Origin of the sequence: Pseudomonas sp. 91RF (genome assembly GCF_003576265.1) — a bacterium.
Classification (GTDB): domain Bacteria; phylum Pseudomonadota; class Gammaproteobacteria; order Pseudomonadales; family Pseudomonadaceae; genus Aquipseudomonas; species Aquipseudomonas kribbensis.
Map to the genome: position 1 here is coordinate 74828 of NZ_QWFC01000024.1, position 16805 is coordinate 91632.

The following is a 16805-nucleotide window of genomic DNA, read 5'->3' on the forward strand; positions in this document are numbered from 1 at the left end:
TCTGAGACTTCTGTAATCTGATTCCGACGAGACTGCCATCTCCCTCGCTCTCTACGTGAGATTTTTCTAATCAGGGGTGTCCGACAAATCCGGCGCCAGCATCCGGGTCTTCGGCGCGCCATTCGAGTTGTGCTGAATGATGTCCCGGGGCTGTCCTTGCTCATTGAAAAACACCTGGCCGATCCCCGCCGAATTCCATAGCCGTTCACCCGCTTCGGCATGTTCGGGAACGTACGGCACGATGCGCATGCGTCGGCGTTTGGTCAGCCAGTTCAGCGGCGAGCGGGGTGAGTAGAGCCATCGGTTCAGGCGATCGAACCACTCCAGCAGGGTGGGCGGAAATTCGTTCTTGATGCCGCTGCTGGTGATCTGCCAGATGCGCGGGCCGGCCTTGCGGTGTCGGATAAGCACTTCGTAGACGAAGGAATAATGCACATCCCCCGACAGCACCACATAGCTGCCGGGTGTACGGGTGTGTCGGAAAATATTCAGGATCACCTGGGCCGCACCGCGATGGGCCATCCAGTTTTCCGCGTCCACCAACAGGGGGTAACCGCACCAGCTGAACACTTTCTGCACGGTTTCGATCAGCTTCACACCGAAGATCGGTGCCGGCGAGACGATGATCGTCGACGGATGATCGAGCAGTTCCTGTTGCAGTTCGCAGAGGGCTTCCCAGTCGAGCAGGCCGGAAGGTTGTTTGAGCGCCAATTCGCTGCGCCAGCGTCGGGTGCGGGTGTCGAGCACCACCAGGGCCGGGCTGGTCGGCAGCACGAAATGCCAGTGCTGAAAGCGCAGCAGTTCATCAATCAGATCGTCCTGCACCGACGCGTCGAGATAGCAGTCATCACCGCTGTCACTCAGTCGTCGGGTTGTCTCCAATAACCCGCTGAATGCGTCCGGGTTGTTGCCCCAGCCCTGACACAACATATAAGCGATCAGCGCATTGCCGATGATGCGTCTGGAGAACGGATGACCATAGGCGGTTTCTTCCCACTGTGCGGACAGGTTCCAGTCATCGGTGATGTCGTGATCGTCGAAGATCATCAGGCTCGGCAAGTGCGCCAGCGCCCGGGCGACATTGCCCAGACCTGCCTTGAAGGTATCGATCCGGGACTGCTCCAGTATGTAGCGCCGCTGGCGTTCGGGCGTCAGGTTCGGGACTTGCGGATCGATCAATGTCCATGGTGTCGGTGACCACACCAATAAGTACATGGCCATGACTTCGGCAAACGTCACCAGATGGTTGTCGGCGCTGCTGCTGGTGAAAATCGGCTTGCGCGCGCCACCGAAAAATCGCTCGCGCAAAGTCTCGTTGCTCTCAAGTGCCGGTAACAAATCTGCACGGTGGTAATAACTGGCGGGGTGCTCGTAGAGACGGGCGCTGTCGCTGACCACCGCGCCTTCGAGTTGCTCACCAAACAGGCCGAGCCGCTCGATCAAGGCATGAATCGCCCGCAACATCGGACCGGCAACGTCATCGGCGTAAATCTGATCGCCGCTCATCATCAGCAGGGCAGGGCGCTGTTGTGGTTCGCTTTCAGCCGCGAGCAGTTGATCGACACAGAGCAAACCGTCTGCCGCAGGGTGATGCGGTTTGCGGCAGGAACCGTGGAGCAGTTGATTGATCCGTGAGCGCACCACAAGGTTCGGGCACGTGGCTTTGCCGTACAGCAGATGTGGCGCCCAGTCGGCGAGGGAATGTTGGCCATCGATCAGCAAGTCGTAATCGACCTGTGTGTCAAAAGGCAGGGGGCTGTCGAGCGTGACGTCTATCAGGTGAATGAATGCACGACTTCCCACAGGAATGACCGTGCATTTCCCGGCATCCAGTGAAATGTCTCCTACACCCTGCAGGCGCAAGGTCAACGACAGCTCCCGGCTGCCGACCAACCAAAGCACTACGCGTGCCGGTTCCAGCCGTCGCAAGAGCGGGCCGGCCAGTACTGGAGGCAACGGAGACAGGTCAGCGGACATTCGAGACATCGGAGGGCAAAACTCAGGTCGCACAGGCTGGCGATGATAGCTCAGCCCGTGCTTTCAACCCTTAAGCGAGGCTTAAGAGTCCGACTTTTGCAGCTTCAGCGCCAACAGGTGCCATTCGGCAGGCGTCGCGTCGACTCTTGGCTGTTCCTGCACGGAGCAGTCGAAACGGTAAGTGACGTCGTCGCCGTTCATGTTCCGCGCGGTGACGGTATTGCTGAAGGTGTAGACCTGATCCTTGAAGCGCTGCGGTGCGATGCTTTTGCTATCGGCAAACCGCGCGGAAGCGGGAAAGCGCAAGGTACTGGTCACGAACGGGCTGCACATGACATACGCGAGCATCGACTTGTCACCCTGCGCGTCGTTACGCAGTTTTTTGCTCAGAGCTGTCAGGGCTTTGCGCCCCTGGTCGTCACTCTGGTCAATCACGGTTTGCACCGACAGGGTCTTCGGCGCACGACTGGCGTAGTTCGGCAGCAAGGCTGAGTCCGGCGGTGAGGGTTTGTCGTCTGGCTCGATAGCGGCAAACACCGGAGCGGCTTTCAGCGCAGCGGGGTTGGCAGCCGACTCGGCTTCCGGCAGCAACGAGGTTGGCTCGGCTTCCCGTGTCACAACGTTTTCAGTCTGCTTGGCTTCGTAGTGATGGGCCGACGGGAACAGTGAAAGCGTGATCGACAGCACCACCATCGCCACAATAAAGCCGCCCGCCGCACCGACCAGGTTCCCGTAAAACAGATGCCAGCTGCCGCGGTTTTTCACCACCCAGCGCCACATGAAACCCCAGGCCGCGACAAATGCCAGAAAACGCAGAAACTCCATTCGATCCTTTCCTTAAACCTTCAAAAACCGGAAATCAGCGTCGCCCGACGATGAGCGCTGAAGATGGACGGCAAGATATCAAAATAGAAGCGTGATACCAGTGACGTAAGCGTTGTTCAGCGAAAGTTGAGGACGAAAAACATTAGCGTGGTGATATCGGCAGTCAGTCCGCACAGGCCTGCGAGCAGGTGGCGGGCCAGCGGTTGTTCGGGTTGGGGGCGGCGGAGCATCCACATCCAGACCCCCGCGAGCGCCCCTGCGGTTGTCATCACCTCCAGCAGGTCGCGGAGCAAATTTGCGGAGGACGGGGGGACGGCTGAGGGGAAAAGGCCGGAACATACAATCGAGATGGCCAGCGCCACCAGAAAACCGCTGGCGGCGCCTGCCAGATTGGCCAGAAGCAGATTCCAGTTGCCACGCGTCTTCACGACCCAAACCCACATGGCGGCCCAGGCGAAGAAGTAAAACAACGCATACATGCGGTTCGTTCCTTGAATGCGATTTTTTTGGAGTGAGGTGCTGTTGATGCGCTTGTCAGCAGTGGACGAGAAGATATCAAAATAGTAGCGTCGCGCCACTTCTCTCCTGTAACGGACTACCTATGTTTGCCGCCTTCAATGCCTCGCGTCTGTTCGGCGCGATCACGCTCGTTTTCGCGGTAACCCCGGCGTTCGCAGCCTGGACAGAAGCTCCACAGGCCAGTTGGCAGTACTACAGCGCCAACTGTCAGCGAATGCTGGAAAAAATGGCTGACGTCCAGAGCGGCCGCACCACAGCCTTCGAGATCATGTTTGCCCTGGAGGATAACCTGCGAGTTCTCGATGAACGCCGCCCGAACCTGACGCCCGAATATCTCTCATTCCCGCGAGTACGCCCAGTGCGACAGCACCATCGCGCAAGCCGAATCGATGATCGCCCAAGGTAAGGCTGATTATGCAGCCAGCACTCAGCGTGCCGTTCAGGAAGGCCGGATCGCTCACGAGAACTCCCCCGAGTACCAGCGCGCCCGCTCCCTGGGATTCAGCGATGTGGGCGAGCTCTCATTCCTGAAGTTGCATGAGGATATGGACGGCGAAGCTCGCCTCAAGACCATGATGATCACCGTCGATGCAGTCTGCGGCCGACACTTTCGCGCTACGCAGTATGTGAAACCGTATGTGATCTACACCGTCAGACCATCGGATGGCGGGTGCGGCGAGGAAAAACGTGTGGCGGTTCTGGGAGGCAGGTCCGTGGAGAAGGGCGATTACATCGATGAACGCGGGACGTTCCAGTACGTGGGATGGAAGAAACTGGTTGGCGCGGATGGTTTTCCCACAGATATCCGTGTCGTGAAAGCGCTGCGCTGATGACGAATTAAAGGATGTCTTTCAGGTAGCTTTTAAGGGCGAGGAGTGGTGCATTCATCTGCGCCACTGATCGTGCCTGGCCGAAGTCAACCGACAACCTGTTCAACTCACGCCCCAACGGTTTTTCGATACCGCCCAGGGCATCCATCGCCAGGCCCAGGCATTCGTTCATCTTGAACTGAATGGTTTCGACATCATCCCGGCGTACCAGCAGCTCGAACACATCCCGCTGGTAATCGCCCATGACCAGATCATCCCGCAAAATCGGGCTCAGGCCTTCTTCCTCGTACGCGAGTTTCAGGGAGAAAAGGGCGACTGTTTCCAGTGACGTTTCCATGCTGTGAACCTGTGTGAGATCTCGCCGGACAGCCAGCGGCACTTTCCGGCAGGCGAAAAAAAAGGCCTTGCAAAGCAAGGCCTTTCTTGATTTTGGTGCCCCGAGGGAGACTCGAACTCCCACTCCTTTCGAAAACGGATTTTGAATCCGCCGCGTCTACCAATTCCGCCATCAGGGCTCAATGGCGGCGAAGTATAGAGAGGTGCCTACCGTTGGTCAATCACGTTTCATGGTCAATTTTCGATATTTCCGCTAGACTTTCCGGCCCTGCTAGACGAACCCCATCATGCGCGTTGCTGACTTTACCTTCGAGCTTCCTGATTCGCTGATCGCCCGCCACCCTTTGGCCGAGCGTCGCGGTAGTCGCCTGTTGACCCTGGATGGGGTCAGCGGCGCCCTGGCACACCGTCAATTCACTGATCTGCTTGAGCATTTGCGCCCGGGCGATCTGATGGTGTTCAACAATACCCGGGTGATTCCGGCGCGGCTGTTCGGGCAGAAGGAGTCCGGCGGCAAGCTGGAAATCCTCATCGAGCGGGTGCTCGATACCCACCGCGTGCTGGCCCATGTGCGTTCCAGCAAGTCGCCGAAACCGGGTTCGAAGATCCTCATCGACGGTGGTGGCGAAGCCGAGATGCTGGCGCGTCACGACGCGCTGTTCGAGCTGGGTTTCTCTGAGGAAGTGCTGCCGCTGCTCGACCGTGTCGGGCACATGCCGCTGCCTCCTTATATAGATCGCCCGGACGAAGGTTCGGATCGCGAGCGTTATCAGACTGTTTACGCCGAGAAGCTGGGCGCGGTGGCTGCACCGACCGCCGGGCTGCACTTCGACCAGACGCTGATGGAAGCGATTGCCGCCAAGGGCGTCGAGACAGCTTTCGTCACGCTGCACGTTGGCGCCGGTACCTTCCAGCCAGTGCGGGTCGAGAAGATCGAAGACCACCACATGCACACCGAGTGGCTGGAAGTCGGCCAGGACGTGGTCGATGCCGTTGCCGCCTGTCGCACCCGTGGTGGCCGGGTGATTGCCGTGGGCACCACCAGCGTGCGCTCGCTGGAAAGCGCCGCCCGCGATGGCGTGCTCAAGCCGTTCAGCGGCGACACCGACATCTTTATCTACCCGGGCCGGCCATTCCATGTGGTCGATGCCCTGGTGACCAATTTCCATTTGCCCGAATCCACGCTGTTGATGCTGGTTTCGGCATTTGCCGGTTACCCGGAAACCATGGCCGCCTATAAGGCCGCCGTGGACAACGGTTACCGCTTTTTCAGCTACGGTGATGCGATGTTCATCACCCGTAATCCCGCACCGACTGCCCCTGAACAGACAGGCCCAGAGGAAACAGAATGAGTCGCGAATGTCGCATGTCCTTTGAACTCCTGGCCACCGATGGCAAGGCCCGTCGTGGTCGCCTGACCTTCCCCCGTGGCACCGTCGAGACCCCGGCCTTCATGCCGGTGGGCACGTACGGCACGGTCAAGGGCATGTTGCCGCGTGATATCGAGGCGATTGGCGCGGAAATCATTCTGGGCAACACCTTCCACCTGTGGCTGCGCCCGGGCACCGAAGTGATCAAGGCCCACGGCGACCTGCACGATTTCATGCAGTGGAAAGGCCCGATCCTGACCGACTCCGGCGGTTTCCAGGTGTTCAGCCTCGGCGCCATGCGCAAGATCAAGGAGGAGGGCGTGACTTTCGCCTCTCCGGTCGACGGCTCGAAAGTGTTCATGGGCCCGGAAGAATCGATGCAGGTTCAGCGCGACCTGGGCTCGGACATCGTGATGATTTTCGACGAATGCACCCCGTACCCGGCTGACGAAGACGTCGCCCGTGTGTCCATGGAGCTGTCGCTGCGCTGGGCCCAGCGTTCGAAGAATGCCCATGGCGACAACACGTCGGCGCTGTTCGGCATCGTTCAGGGTGGCATGCACCAGGACCTGCGCATGCGCTCGCTGGAAGGCCTGGACAAGATCGGCTTCGATGGCCTGGCCATCGGCGGTCTGTCGGTGGGCGAGCCGAAGCACGAAATGATCAAGGTGCTCGATTACCTGCCGGGCATGATGCCGGCTGACAAACCTCGTTACCTTATGGGCGTTGGCAAACCGGAAGATCTGGTTGAGGGTGTGCGCCGCGGTGTGGACATGTTCGATTGCGTGATGCCAACCCGTAATGCCCGCAACGGGCATCTGTTCATTGATACAGGCGTGCTGAAGATCCGTAACGCGTTCCATCGCCATGATGATTCGCCGCTGGATCCGACCTGCGATTGCTATACCTGCCAGAACTTCTCCCGCGCTTATCTGCATCACCTGGACAAGTGCGGCGAAATGCTGGGAAGCATGCTCAATACCATCCATAACTTGCGCCATTATCAGGTGCTGATGGCTGGTTTGCGCGAGGCTATTCAACAGGGTACATTGGCCGCCTTTGTCGATGCCTTCTACGCCAAACGCGGGCTCCCCGTTCCGCCTTTGGACTGAGTTTTCTGACCCCAAGATTCAACATTTGCAACTGGAGTGCTAAATGAGCTTTTTTATCTCTAACGCCATGGCTGACGCGGCTGCACCGGCTGCAGCGCCTATGGGCGGCGGCTTCGAGTGGATTTTCCTGGTCGGCTTCCTGGTCATCTTCTACCTGATGATCTGGCGTCCACAGGCCAAGCGCGCCAAAGAGCAGAAGAACCTGCTGAACAGCCTGCAGAAGGGCGACGAAGTGGTCACCACCGGCGGCATCGCCGGCAAGATCACCAAAGTGGCCGATGACTTCGTGGTTCTGGAAGTTTCCGACACCGTGGAAATGAAGTTCCAGAAGGGCGCCATCGCCGCCACGCTGCCAAAAGGCACGCTGAAAGCGATCTAAGGGCAACAACTTCTACTCAATCGACGGGGCGCGCAAGGCGCCCCGCGTCATAACGGGCGGCGTGATGCTGAACAAATATCCTCTGTGGAAATACATTCTGATCCTGGCGGTGCTGGCGATCGGTCTGATTTATTCCGCTCCGAATCTATACCCCGATGACCCGGCCATCCAGATCAGCGGAGCCAGCACGGCCCTGCAGGTCAACCAGGCCGACCTGGACCGCGTGAGCACCGCGCTCAAGGAATCCGGGATCAACGTCAAGGCGTCGAGCCTGGCAGCCAACGGCAAGGGCGGCCTGATCCGTCTGACCAAGGCTGAAGACCAGTTGCCGGCCAAAGACGTTGTGCGCAAGGCGTTGGGTGATGACTACGTTGTCGCGCTGAACCTGGCACAGACCACCCCGCAATGGCTGCGCAGCCTGGCCGCGCACCCGATGAAGCTGGGTCTGGACTTGTCCGGTGGTGTGCACTTCCTGCTGGAAGTGGACATGGACAAAGCCCTCGACGCACGCCTGAAAGTCTACGAAGGCGACGTCAAGAGCCTGCTGCGCAAAGAGAAACTGCGCTATCGCAGCCTGCCGCAGCTCAATGGCGCCATTCAGTTGGGCTTCAGCGATGCTGACTCCCGCGAACAGGCCCGTGCGCTGATCCGCAAGAACTTCAACGATTTCGACATTGTTCCGGCCGACCTCAACGGTCAACCGGTGCTGCGTCTGGCGATGACCCCGGCCAAGCTGGCGGAAATCCGTGAATACTCCATCAAGCAGAACCTGACCACGGTACGTAACCGCGTCAACGAGCTGGGTGTTGCCGAACCGATCGTCCAGCGTCAGGGCGCCAACCGCATCGTGGTTGAGCTGCCGGGCGTGCAGGACACTGCCGAAGCCAAGCGTATCCTCGGCAAGACCGCCAACCTGGAATTCCGGCTGGCCGCCGAGCCTGGCGCTTCGAAAGCCACTTCCGAGACTTTCGAGTTCCGCGAAGGCAAGCGTCCTCCGGCACAGATCGAGCGTAGCCTGATCATCACCGGTGACCAGGTGACCGATGCCAAGGCCGGTTTCGGCGAGCACGGCACACCTGAAGTGAACATCCGTCTGGATGGCCACGGTGGCGAACTGATGAGCCGCGCGACCCGCAGCAATGTCGGTCGCAGCATGGCGGTGATCTTCATCGAGCAGCGTCCGGTGACCACCTACGTCAAGCAGATGGTCGACGGCGTCGAGAAAGACGTGCCGGTGCAGTCCTTCAAGGAAGAGAAGAAGATCATCAGCCTGGCGACCATTCAGTCGCCGCTGGGTGCGCAGTTCCGCATCACCGGCCTGAACGGCCAGGGCGAGTCTTCCGAGCTGGCGCTGCTGCTGCGTGCCGGTGGTCTGGCGGCTCCGATGTACTTCGCTGAAGAACGTACCATCGGCCCGAGCCTGGGTGCGGACAACATCACCAAGGGTATCGATGCATCGCTGTGGGGCATGCTGTTCGTCTCGCTGTTTATCATCGCCATCTACCGCTTCTTCGGCCTGATCGCCACCGTCGCTCTGGCGGTGAACATGGTGCTGCTGCTGGCGCTGATGTCGCTGCTGGGTGCAACCCTGACCCTGCCGGGTATCGCCGGTATCGTGTTGACCATGGGTATGGCGGTCGACGCCAACGTGCTGATCTTCTCGCGGATCCGCGAAGAGATCGCCGCCGGCATGACCGTGCAGCGTGCAATCAACGAAGGCTTCGGCCGGGCATTCACCGCGATTCTCGACGCCAACCTGACCACCTTGCTGGTCGGCGGCATCCTCTTCGCCATGGGCACCGGCCCGGTGAAGGGCTTCGCAGTGACTATGTCCCTCGGGATCTTTACCTCGATGTTCACGGCCATCATGGTGACCCGCGCGATGGTCAACCTGATCTTCGGCGGTCGTGACTTCAAGAAGTTGTGGATTTAAGGGGCTGCCATGTTACGTACAATCAACTTCATGGGCGTTCGCAACTTCGCGTTCGGCGTCACATTGTTCCTTACCGTGCTGGCCTTGTTCAGCGTGTTCCACAAGGGCATGAACTGGGGCCTGGACTTCACCGGCGGTACGCTCATCGAGCTGACCTACGAGCGTCCGGCCGACGTCACCAAGGTGCGTGAGCAACTGGTTACCGCCGGTTATCACGAAGCGGTCGTGCAGAACTTCGGTGCGACCACCGACCTGCTGGTACGCATGCCGGGTGAAGACCCGCAGCTGGGCCATCAGGTGGCGGAAGCGCTGCAGAAGGTCGGCGGTGAAAACCCGGCGACGGTCAAGCGTGTCGAGTTCGTCGGCCCGCAGGTCGGTGAAGAGCTGCGCGACCAGGGCGGCCTCGGCATGCTGCTGGCGCTCGGCGGCATCCTGATCTACCTGGCTTTCCGCTTTCAGTGGAAATTCGCGGTCGGTGCCATCGTTTCGCTGATTCACGACGTGATCGTGACCGTGGGTATCCTGTCGTTTTTCCAGATCACCTTCGACCTGACGGTGCTGGCGGCGGTACTGGCGATCATCGGTTACTCGCTGAACGACACCATCGTCGTGTTCGACCGGGTGCGTGAGAACTTCCGCGTGCTGCGCAAGGCTTCGCTGATCGAGAACATCAACATCTCGACCACGCAGACCCTGCTGCGCACCATGGCGACTTCGATCTCCACCTTGCTGGCGATCGCGGCGCTGCTGTTCTTCGGTGGCGACAACCTGTTCGGCTTCTCGATCGCCCTGTTCATCGGTGTTCTGGCGGGTACCTACTCGTCGATCTACATCGCCAACGTGGTGCTGATCTGGCTGAACCTGTCCTCGGAAGACCTGATTCCGCCGGCCAATACCGAGAAGGAAGTCGACGACCGTCCATAACGGCCATCGTTTCCCCGGTTGTCAGTCAAAAAAGGCGCGAGTTGAACTCGCGCCTTTTTTATTGCTCCAAGGCTGGGAGAAGCGCGGGCGCGTCCCGCATGTGATGGTCAGGAGGTTCATGTGAACAAGTCGTTGCTGGTTGGTGCGGTACTGGGTGCTGTCGGTGTGACTGCCGGGGGCGCTGTTGCCACCTACAGCCTGGTTAAAAGCGGCCCTGAGTATGCGCAGGTTCTGGCCGTTGAACCGGTCAAGACACAGATCAAGACGCCACGTGAAGTATGCAAGGATGTCGCTGTGACCCGGCAGGCGCCGGTCAAGGATCAACACCAGATTCTCGGTACCGCCATCGGTGCCGTGGCAGGTGGTTTGCTGGGTAACCAGATCGGCGGCGGCACCGGCAAGAAGATTGCCACGGTAGCTGGCGCGGTCGGTGGCGGTTATGCCGGCAACAAGGTGCAGGAAGGCATGCAGAATCGCGATACCTACACCACCACTCAGACTCGCTGTAATACGGTGAATGACATCAGCGACAAGGTCGTAGGTTATGACGTCCGCTATTCGCTGGACGGCAAGGAAGGCAAAGTGCGGATGGATCGTGATCCGGGCAACCAGATTCCGGTCGACAAGGAAGGCAAGCTGATCCTGTCGCAGGCGCAGCCTGGGCAATAAGCGGTTGTAGTAAAAAAGAAGCACCCTTCGGGGTGCTTTTTTGTGCCCGGGATTAACGTGATGACAGGCATAAAAAAAGCACCCCGAAGGGTGCTTTTCCGGTTTCGCGAGAAGCTTAGCGCTTCAGCGAGGCCGGCAGGTGCGGCTGGATCGCCGTCAGAACTGCCTTGAAGCATTTGGTGTTGCCGGCAACGACGTGGCCTTTTTCAAGGAAGTCGTGACCGCCGGTGAAGTCGCTCACCAGACCGCCGGCTTCCTGAATCAGCAGGGCGCCAGCCGCCATGTCCCACTCGGACAGGCCCGACTCCCAGAACGCGTCGAAACGACCGGCAGCAACGTAAGCCAGGTCCAGGCTCGCCGATCCGGCGCGGCGGATGCCGGCAGTCTGGCCAACCAGGGCGCGGAACATGCCCAGGTAGTTGTCGAGGTTGTCCATCTGGTCGTCACGGAACGGGAAACCGGTGCCGAGCAGGGCACCGTCCAGGCTGGTGCGACCGCTGACACGCAGACGACGACCGTTCAGTTGAGCGCCGCGACCACGGCTGGCGGTGAATTCTTCCTGGCGAACCGGATCCAGAACAACGGCGTGTTCCAGGCGGCCACGGTATTTGCAGGCAATGCTGACAGCGAAGTGAGGAATGCCGCGCAGGAAATTGGTGGTGCCGTCCAGCGGATCGATGATCCACAGGTATTCTTCGCCTTCGATGCCGCTGCCGGCGTGCATGCCGGTCTCTTCACCCATGATCGAGTGATTCGGGTAAGCCTTGCGCAGGGCGTCGATGATTTTCTGTTCGGCGGCGCGATCGACCTCGGATACGTAATCCTTGGCGTCTTTTTCGTCGACCTTGATGGTATCCAGGCGCTCGATGGAGCGGAAGATCAGTTCACTGGCGCTGCGGGCGGCGCGCAGCGCGATATTCAGCATGGGCTGCATGGATGTGTCACCTAAGGTTGTTAAAGAAAGCCGCGCATTCTATCAGAACTTTTCTTCAGGTGAAGGTCGCTGTTCGCTTTCATAGCTTAACGGTAGGCTGTTCTGTAAGATTTGCACCCCTTTCCCCAGTCCGAGAGCGCCCGCCGTGCTGCAAAACATTCGTGTCGTCCTGGTCAATACCAGCCACCCGGGAAACATCGGCGGGACCGCGCGCGCCATGAAAAACATGGGTTTGTCGCGGCTGGTGCTGGTCGATCCGCGAGTCTTTCCGCATCACGAAGCCGATGCCCGCGCCTCGGGTGCCGGTGACATCCTTGAAAATGCGCAAGTCGTCGCCACCTTGGAAGACGCCCTGGTCGGCTGCAATCTGGTGCTCGGCACCAGTGCCCGTGACCGGCGCATTCCCTGGCCGCTGCTGGATCCGCGCGAATGCGGGACCAAAGTGGTCGAGGAGGCCGGGCAGGGCGCGGAAATCGCGCTGGTATTCGGGCGTGAAGACTCCGGCCTGACCAACGACGAGCTGCAGCGATGTCACTATCACGTGCACATCCCCTCCGATCCTGAATTCAGCTCGCTGAATCTCGGGGCGGCGGTGCAGGTGTTGAGTTATGAAGTGCGCATGGCCTGGCTGGCCGCTCAAGGGCAGCCGACCAAGATCGAGAAAGAAGAAGTGGCCTCCGTGAAAAGCGCCGAGCTGGCGACCATGGATGAGCTGGAGCGATTCTATGAGCACCTGGAGCAGACCCTGGTGGCCATCGAATTCCTCGATCCGGAAAAGCCTCGGCACTTGATGGCGCGCCTGCGCCGGTTGTACGGACGCAGCTCGGTCAGCCGGGCGGAAATGAATATTTTGCGTGGCATCCTCACGGAAACCCAGAAAGCGGCCCGTGGCGAGCTCCTTAAGCGGAAGGATTAATGATGTTCGAGCGTTTGCGTGAAGATATCCAGAGCGTATTCCACCGAGACCCGGCGGCGCGTAACGCTTTTGAAGTCCTGACCTGCTACCCCGGCATGCATGCGATCTGGATTCATCGACTGGCCGGCATGCTCTGGCGCAATGATCTAAAATGGCTGGCGCGGCTGGTGTCGAACTTCGGTCGCTGGCTGACCGGAATCGAGATTCATCCAGGCGCCAAGGTTGGGCGGCGCTTCTTTATCGACCATGGCATGGGCATCGTCATTGGCGAAACCGCTGAAATCGGCGATGACGTCACCATCTATCAGGGCGTGACCCTTGGAGGCACTAGCTGGAACAAGGGCAAGCGTCATCCGACGCTCGGCGATGGCGTTGTAGTGGGGGCTGGGGCGAAGGTGCTCGGCCCGTTCACGGTTGGTGCTGGCGCCAAGGTCGGTTCCAATGCGGTGGTGACCAAGGAAGTGCCGCCGGGCGCCACTGTGGTGGGCATTCCGGGGCGGATCATCGTCAAGTCCGATGATGAAGCCGATGCGAAACGCAAGGCGATGGCCGAAAAGATCGGTTTCGATGCCTATGGCGTGAGCGGTGACATGCCGGACCCGGTGGCGCGTGCCATTGGCCAATTGCTCGATCACCTGCAGGCGGTGGATGGCCGTCTGGAAGGGATGTGCGGGGCGTTGAAGGATCTGGGCAGCAATTACTGTGCGAAAGATCTGCCTGAGCTGCGCGAAGAAGACTTCGCCTGCGTCCAGGGCAAGGACGAATCCACGACGCATTGATGCGCTTGCAGGGCTGCTGCCGGCCGGTGTGCCATTAAGCCGCAGACCCTGCTATCATTCGCGCGCTCTTTTGCGGGTAAACCCGACTAAAGCACTAGGTCTTATAGTTGACTTAAATGCTCGGGAATTGCATACTCCCGCCCATTCCGAACTCCGTGGTAATTGTCCATGCGACTGACTACAAAAGGCCGATACGCTGTGACCGCCATGCTTGACCTGGCGTTGCATGCGCAGCACGGGCCGGTGTCCCTGGCCGATATCTCCGAGCGCCAAGGCATCTCCCTGTCCTATCTCGAACAGCTTTTCGCCAAGCTGCGCCGCAGCAACCTGGTATCCAGTGTTCGCGGTCCGGGCGGTGGCTACCAGTTGTCCCGCGACATGCAGGGCATCCAGGTCGCCCAGGTGATCGATGCGGTGAACGAATCGGTCGATGCAACAAAATGCCAGGGCCAGGGCGATTGCCATTCCGGCGACACCTGCCTGACCCATCACCTGTGGTGCGACCTGAGCCTGCAGATTCACGAATTTCTCAGCGGTATCAGCTTGGCCGACCTCGTAACTCGCCGTGAGGTGCAGGAAGTGGCCCAGCGTCAGGATCAGCGTCGTTGCAATGGCAAGGCGCCGCGCCTGGACAAGATTGAAGCGTCCGCCGTCGAATGACAGCCAGAGAGCTAGCGGCACGCCAGCCAGCCTGATTTAGGAGATAGTCCATGAAATTGCCGATTTACCTTGATTACTCTTCGACCACCCCGGTCGATCCGCGCGTTGCGCAAAAGATGAGTGAATGCCTGCTGGTCGACGGAAACTTCGGTAACCCGGCGTCCCGTTCCCACGTGTTCGGCTGGAAGGCCGAAGAGTCCGTCGAAAACGCCCGTCGTCAGGTGGCCGACCTGGTCAACGCCGACCCGCGCGAAATCGTCTGGACCTCCGGTGCCACCGAGTCCGACAACCTGGCAATCAAGGGTGCGGCACATTTCTACGCCTCCAAGGGCAAGCACCTGATCACCTCCAAGATCGAGCACAAGGCTGTCCTCGACACCATGCGCCAACTGGAGCGTGAAGGTTTCGAAGTGACCTACCTCGAGCCGACCGAAGACGGTCTGATCACACCGGCCATGATCGAAGCCGCGCTGCGTGAAGACACCATCCTGGTGTCGGTGATGCACGTGAACAACGAAATCGGTACGGTCAACGACATCGCCGCCATCGGCGAGCTGACCCGTTCGAAAGGCATTCTGTTCCACGTCGACGCCGCTCAGTCCACCGGCAAGGTCGAAATCGACCTGCAGAAGCTGAAAGTCGACATGATGTCGTTCTCTGCCCACAAGACCTACGGTCCTAAAGGCATCGGCGCGCTGTACGTCAGCCGCAAGCCGCGTGTGCGCATCGAAGCGACCATGCACGGTGGCGGTCACGAGCGTGGCATGCGTTCCGGCACCCTGGCGACCCACCAGATCGTCGGCATGGGCGAAGCGTTCCGTGTGGCCAAGGAAGACATGGCTGCCGAAAACGTGCGCATCAAAGCCCTGAGCGATCGCTTCTACAAACAGGTCGAGCATCTGGAAGAGCTGTACGTCAACGGCAGCCTGACCGCACGCGTTCCGCACAACCTGAACCTGAGCTTCAACTACGTTGAGGGCGAGTCGCTGATCATGGCACTCAAGGATCTGGCGGTTTCGTCCGGTTCGGCGTGCACCTCGGCGTCCCTGGAGCCTTCGTACGTACTGCGCGCCCTGGGCCGCAACGACGAACTGGCACACAGTTCGATCCGCTTCACCTTCGGCCGTTTCACCACCGAAGAAGAAATCGATTACGCCGCGCAGAAAGTCTGCGAGGCCGTTACCAAGCTGCGCGCTCTGTCGCCGCTGTGGGACATGTACAAAGACGGCGTCGATATCTCGAAGATCGAGTGGGCGGCACACTAAACATAGAAGCCGCCGGATACGGATCCTGTAGCGACGCGGCGGTTTGCGCAGCGCAGTTGCAGGGTCTCAAGAGCGGCCCTGATGAGTGAGGATTGAGAATCATGGCTTACAGCGAAAAGGTCATCGACCACTACGAAAACCCGCGTAACGTCGGCAAGATGGACGCGGAAGATCCAGATGTCGGCACCGGCATGGTCGGCGCTCCGGCGTGCGGCGACGTGATGCGTCTGCAGATCAAGGTCAACGACCAGGGCGTTATCGAAGACGCCAAGTTCAAGACCTACGGCTGCGGTTCGGCTATCGCTTCCAGCTCACTCGCCACCGAGTGGATGAAGGGCAAGACCCTGGACGAAGCGGAAACCATCAAGAACACCCAGCTGGCCGAAGAACTGGCCCTGCCGCCAGTGAAAATCCACTGCTCGGTACTCGCTGAAGACGCCATCAAGGCGGCCGTTCGCGACTACAAGCAGAAGAAAGGCTTGATCTAAGTATTGGGCGACGAGTAAGGAGTCAACGATGGCTATCAGCATGACAGAAGCGGCTGCTCGACACGTGCGACGCTCCCTCGACGGGCGCGGCAAGGGTGAAGGGATTCGTCTGGGTGTTCGCACCACGGGCTGTTCCGGCCTTGCCTACGTGCTGGAGTTTGTCGACGAGGTGGTTGCAGAAGATCAGGTGTTCGAGAGTCACGGCGAAAAAGTGATCATCGACCCCAAGAGCCTGGCTTACCTCGACGGCACCGAGCTCGATTTCGTCAAGGAAGGGTTGAACGAAGGCTTCAAGTTCAACAATCCCAACGTGCGCGGTGAGTGTGGCTGCGGCGAAAGCTTCAACATCTGAGGCTGGTCGTGGGAACTCCTTGTCATTTCGCTTTATTCGAGCTGCAACCGGGCTTTCGTCTGGATCTCGAGCAACTGGCCACGCGCTATCGCGAGCTGGCGCGCGGCGTTCATCCTGATCGCTTTGCCGACGCTTCCGAGCGTGAGCAGCGTTCGGCGCTCGAGCAGTCTGCACGGCTCAACGATGCCTATCAGACGCTCAAGAGTCCGGCCCAGCGTGCACGTTACCTGCTGACCATCAGCGGTCATGAAGTGCCGATGGAAGTCACGGTCCATGATCCCGAGTTTCTTCTGCAGCAGATGCAATGGCGCGAAGAGCTCGAAGATCTGCAGGACAGTGCCGACCTGGCGGGAGTCGCGACCTTCAAGCGTCGCCTGAAGACCGCCCAGGAGCAGCTGAACGAAAGCTTCGCAGCCTGTTGGGATGATGCAGCGCAACGTGAACAGGCCGAGCGCCTGATGCGGCGCATGCAGTTCCTCGACAAGCTCACCTACGAAGTGCGCCAGTTAGAAGAGCGCCTCGACGATTAACCCAGTG

20 protein-coding genes and 1 tRNA gene are annotated in these 16805 nt (G+C 59.7%); 15 read left to right on the forward strand and 6 right to left on the reverse strand.

What is annotated here, in order from left to right:
- Window positions 1-66 precede the first annotated feature (66 nt).
- The 3 genes from DXT77_RS11635 to DXT77_RS11645 all read right to left on the reverse strand — a co-directional run bounded on the left by DXT77_RS11635 (window position 67) and on the right by DXT77_RS11645 (window position 3380).
- Window positions 67-1986, reverse strand: a complete 1920-nt coding sequence (locus DXT77_RS11635) for an alkaline phosphatase D family protein (protein ID WP_119427705.1) — start codon at window positions 1984-1986, stop codon at window positions 67-69.
- 72 nt (window positions 1987-2058) lie between these two features.
- On the reverse strand, window positions 2059-2802 hold the full coding sequence (locus DXT77_RS11640) for a hypothetical protein (RefSeq protein ID WP_119427706.1): 744 nt from the start codon (window positions 2800-2802) through the stop codon (window positions 2059-2061).
- Window positions 2803-2918: 116 nt separating this feature from the next.
- On the reverse strand, window positions 2919-3380 hold the full coding sequence (locus tag DXT77_RS11645; RefSeq protein ID WP_256662935.1) for a hypothetical protein: 462 nt from the start codon (window positions 3378-3380) through the stop codon (window positions 2919-2921).
- A 23-nt stretch (window positions 3381-3403) separates the two neighbouring features.
- Here DXT77_RS11645 and DXT77_RS30090 point away from each other — a divergent pair, with 23 nt between their 5' ends.
- Window positions 3404-3727 carry a hypothetical protein gene (locus DXT77_RS30090; RefSeq protein WP_256662936.1) on the forward strand — a complete coding sequence of 108 codons (324 nt, stop codon included), beginning with the start codon at window positions 3404-3406 and terminating at the stop codon, window positions 3725-3727.
- Window positions 3711-4151 carry a hypothetical protein gene (locus DXT77_RS30095; RefSeq protein WP_256662937.1) on the forward strand — a complete coding sequence of 147 codons (441 nt, stop codon included), beginning with the start codon at window positions 3711-3713 and terminating at the stop codon, window positions 4149-4151. Before DXT77_RS30090 ends, DXT77_RS30095 begins: the two co-directional genes overlap by 17 nt.
- Before the next feature lie 7 nt (window positions 4152-4158).
- Here DXT77_RS30095 and DXT77_RS11655 read toward each other — a convergent pair whose 3' ends face one another.
- Both DXT77_RS11655 and DXT77_RS11660 read right to left on the reverse strand, forming a co-directional pair.
- Entirely contained in the window at window positions 4159-4488 is a 330-nt protein-coding gene (locus DXT77_RS11655) for a hypothetical protein (RefSeq protein ID WP_119427708.1), read from the reverse strand.
- 93 nt (window positions 4489-4581) lie between these two features.
- Window positions 4582-4666: transfer RNA gene (locus DXT77_RS11660), tRNA-Leu, on the reverse strand.
- A gap of 108 nt (window positions 4667-4774) precedes the next feature.
- Between DXT77_RS11660 and queA the strand changes: the two genes are divergently transcribed.
- The 6 genes from queA (at window position 4775) to DXT77_RS11690 (ending at window position 10874) form a co-directional block, all read left to right on the forward strand.
- Window positions 4775-5839 carry a tRNA preQ1(34) S-adenosylmethionine ribosyltransferase-isomerase QueA gene (gene queA / locus DXT77_RS11665; RefSeq protein ID WP_119427709.1) on the forward strand — a complete coding sequence of 355 codons (1065 nt, stop codon included), beginning with the start codon at window positions 4775-4777 and terminating at the stop codon, window positions 5837-5839.
- 14 nt (window positions 5840-5853) lie between these two features.
- Window positions 5854-6969, forward strand: coding sequence for a tRNA guanosine(34) transglycosylase Tgt (tgt, locus tag DXT77_RS11670; protein ID WP_178083462.1), 1116 nt, complete (start codon window positions 5854-5856; stop codon window positions 6967-6969).
- Window positions 6970-7012: 43 nt separating this feature from the next.
- Complete coding sequence (gene yajC / locus DXT77_RS11675; RefSeq protein WP_065257675.1) at window positions 7013-7348, forward strand: preprotein translocase subunit YajC; 336 nt, start codon at window positions 7013-7015, stop codon at window positions 7346-7348.
- A gap of 64 nt (window positions 7349-7412) precedes the next feature.
- Window positions 7413-9281 (forward strand): protein translocase subunit SecD, encoded by a 1869-nt coding sequence (secD, locus tag DXT77_RS11680; protein ID WP_119427711.1) that lies wholly within the window; start codon window positions 7413-7415, stop codon window positions 9279-9281.
- A 9-nt stretch (window positions 9282-9290) separates the two neighbouring features.
- Entirely contained in the window at window positions 9291-10205 is a 915-nt protein-coding gene (secF, locus tag DXT77_RS11685; RefSeq protein ID WP_085709391.1) for a protein translocase subunit SecF, read from the forward strand.
- A 120-nt stretch (window positions 10206-10325) separates the two neighbouring features.
- On the forward strand, window positions 10326-10874 hold the full coding sequence (locus tag DXT77_RS11690; RefSeq protein ID WP_085709392.1) for a glycine zipper 2TM domain-containing protein: 549 nt from the start codon (window positions 10326-10328) through the stop codon (window positions 10872-10874).
- Window positions 10875-10989: 115 nt separating this feature from the next.
- On the opposite strand, the gene suhB is transcribed toward DXT77_RS11690, so the two are convergent.
- Window positions 10990-11808 carry an inositol-phosphate phosphatase gene (suhB, locus tag DXT77_RS11695; protein WP_085709393.1) on the reverse strand — a complete coding sequence of 273 codons (819 nt, stop codon included), beginning with the start codon at window positions 11806-11808 and terminating at the stop codon, window positions 10990-10992.
- 145 nt (window positions 11809-11953) lie between these two features.
- Here suhB and trmJ point away from each other — a divergent pair, with 145 nt between their 5' ends.
- The 7 genes from trmJ (at window position 11954) to hscB (ending at window position 16798) form a co-directional block, all read left to right on the forward strand.
- A complete protein-coding gene (gene trmJ, locus DXT77_RS11700; protein ID WP_007956692.1) occupies window positions 11954-12724 on the forward strand; it encodes a tRNA (cytosine(32)/uridine(32)-2'-O)-methyltransferase TrmJ in 771 nt (256 codons plus the stop codon).
- Window positions 12725-12726: 2 nt separating this feature from the next.
- Window positions 12727-13503: a serine O-acetyltransferase gene (gene cysE, locus DXT77_RS11705; protein ID WP_119427712.1), complete on the forward strand. Its 777-nt coding sequence runs from the start codon at window positions 12727-12729 to the stop codon at window positions 13501-13503.
- 168 nt (window positions 13504-13671) lie between these two features.
- A complete protein-coding gene (gene iscR / locus DXT77_RS11710; protein WP_007956690.1) occupies window positions 13672-14163 on the forward strand; it encodes a Fe-S cluster assembly transcriptional regulator IscR in 492 nt (163 codons plus the stop codon).
- A gap of 50 nt (window positions 14164-14213) precedes the next feature.
- Window positions 14214-15428: an IscS subfamily cysteine desulfurase gene (locus DXT77_RS11715; protein ID WP_119427713.1), complete on the forward strand. Its 1215-nt coding sequence runs from the start codon at window positions 14214-14216 to the stop codon at window positions 15426-15428.
- 101 nt (window positions 15429-15529) lie between these two features.
- Window positions 15530-15916: a Fe-S cluster assembly scaffold IscU gene (gene iscU, locus DXT77_RS11720; protein WP_064589074.1), complete on the forward strand. Its 387-nt coding sequence runs from the start codon at window positions 15530-15532 to the stop codon at window positions 15914-15916.
- 28 nt (window positions 15917-15944) lie between these two features.
- Window positions 15945-16268, forward strand: a complete 324-nt coding sequence (gene iscA, locus DXT77_RS11725; RefSeq protein WP_003227904.1) for an iron-sulfur cluster assembly protein IscA — start codon at window positions 15945-15947, stop codon at window positions 16266-16268.
- 8 nt (window positions 16269-16276) lie between these two features.
- The gene (hscB, locus tag DXT77_RS11730) at window positions 16277-16798 is read left to right on the forward strand and encodes a co-chaperone HscB (protein WP_085709397.1); all 522 of its coding nucleotides are present in this window, start codon (window positions 16277-16279) and stop codon (window positions 16796-16798) included.
- The last annotated feature ends 7 nt before the right edge of the window (window positions 16799-16805 follow it).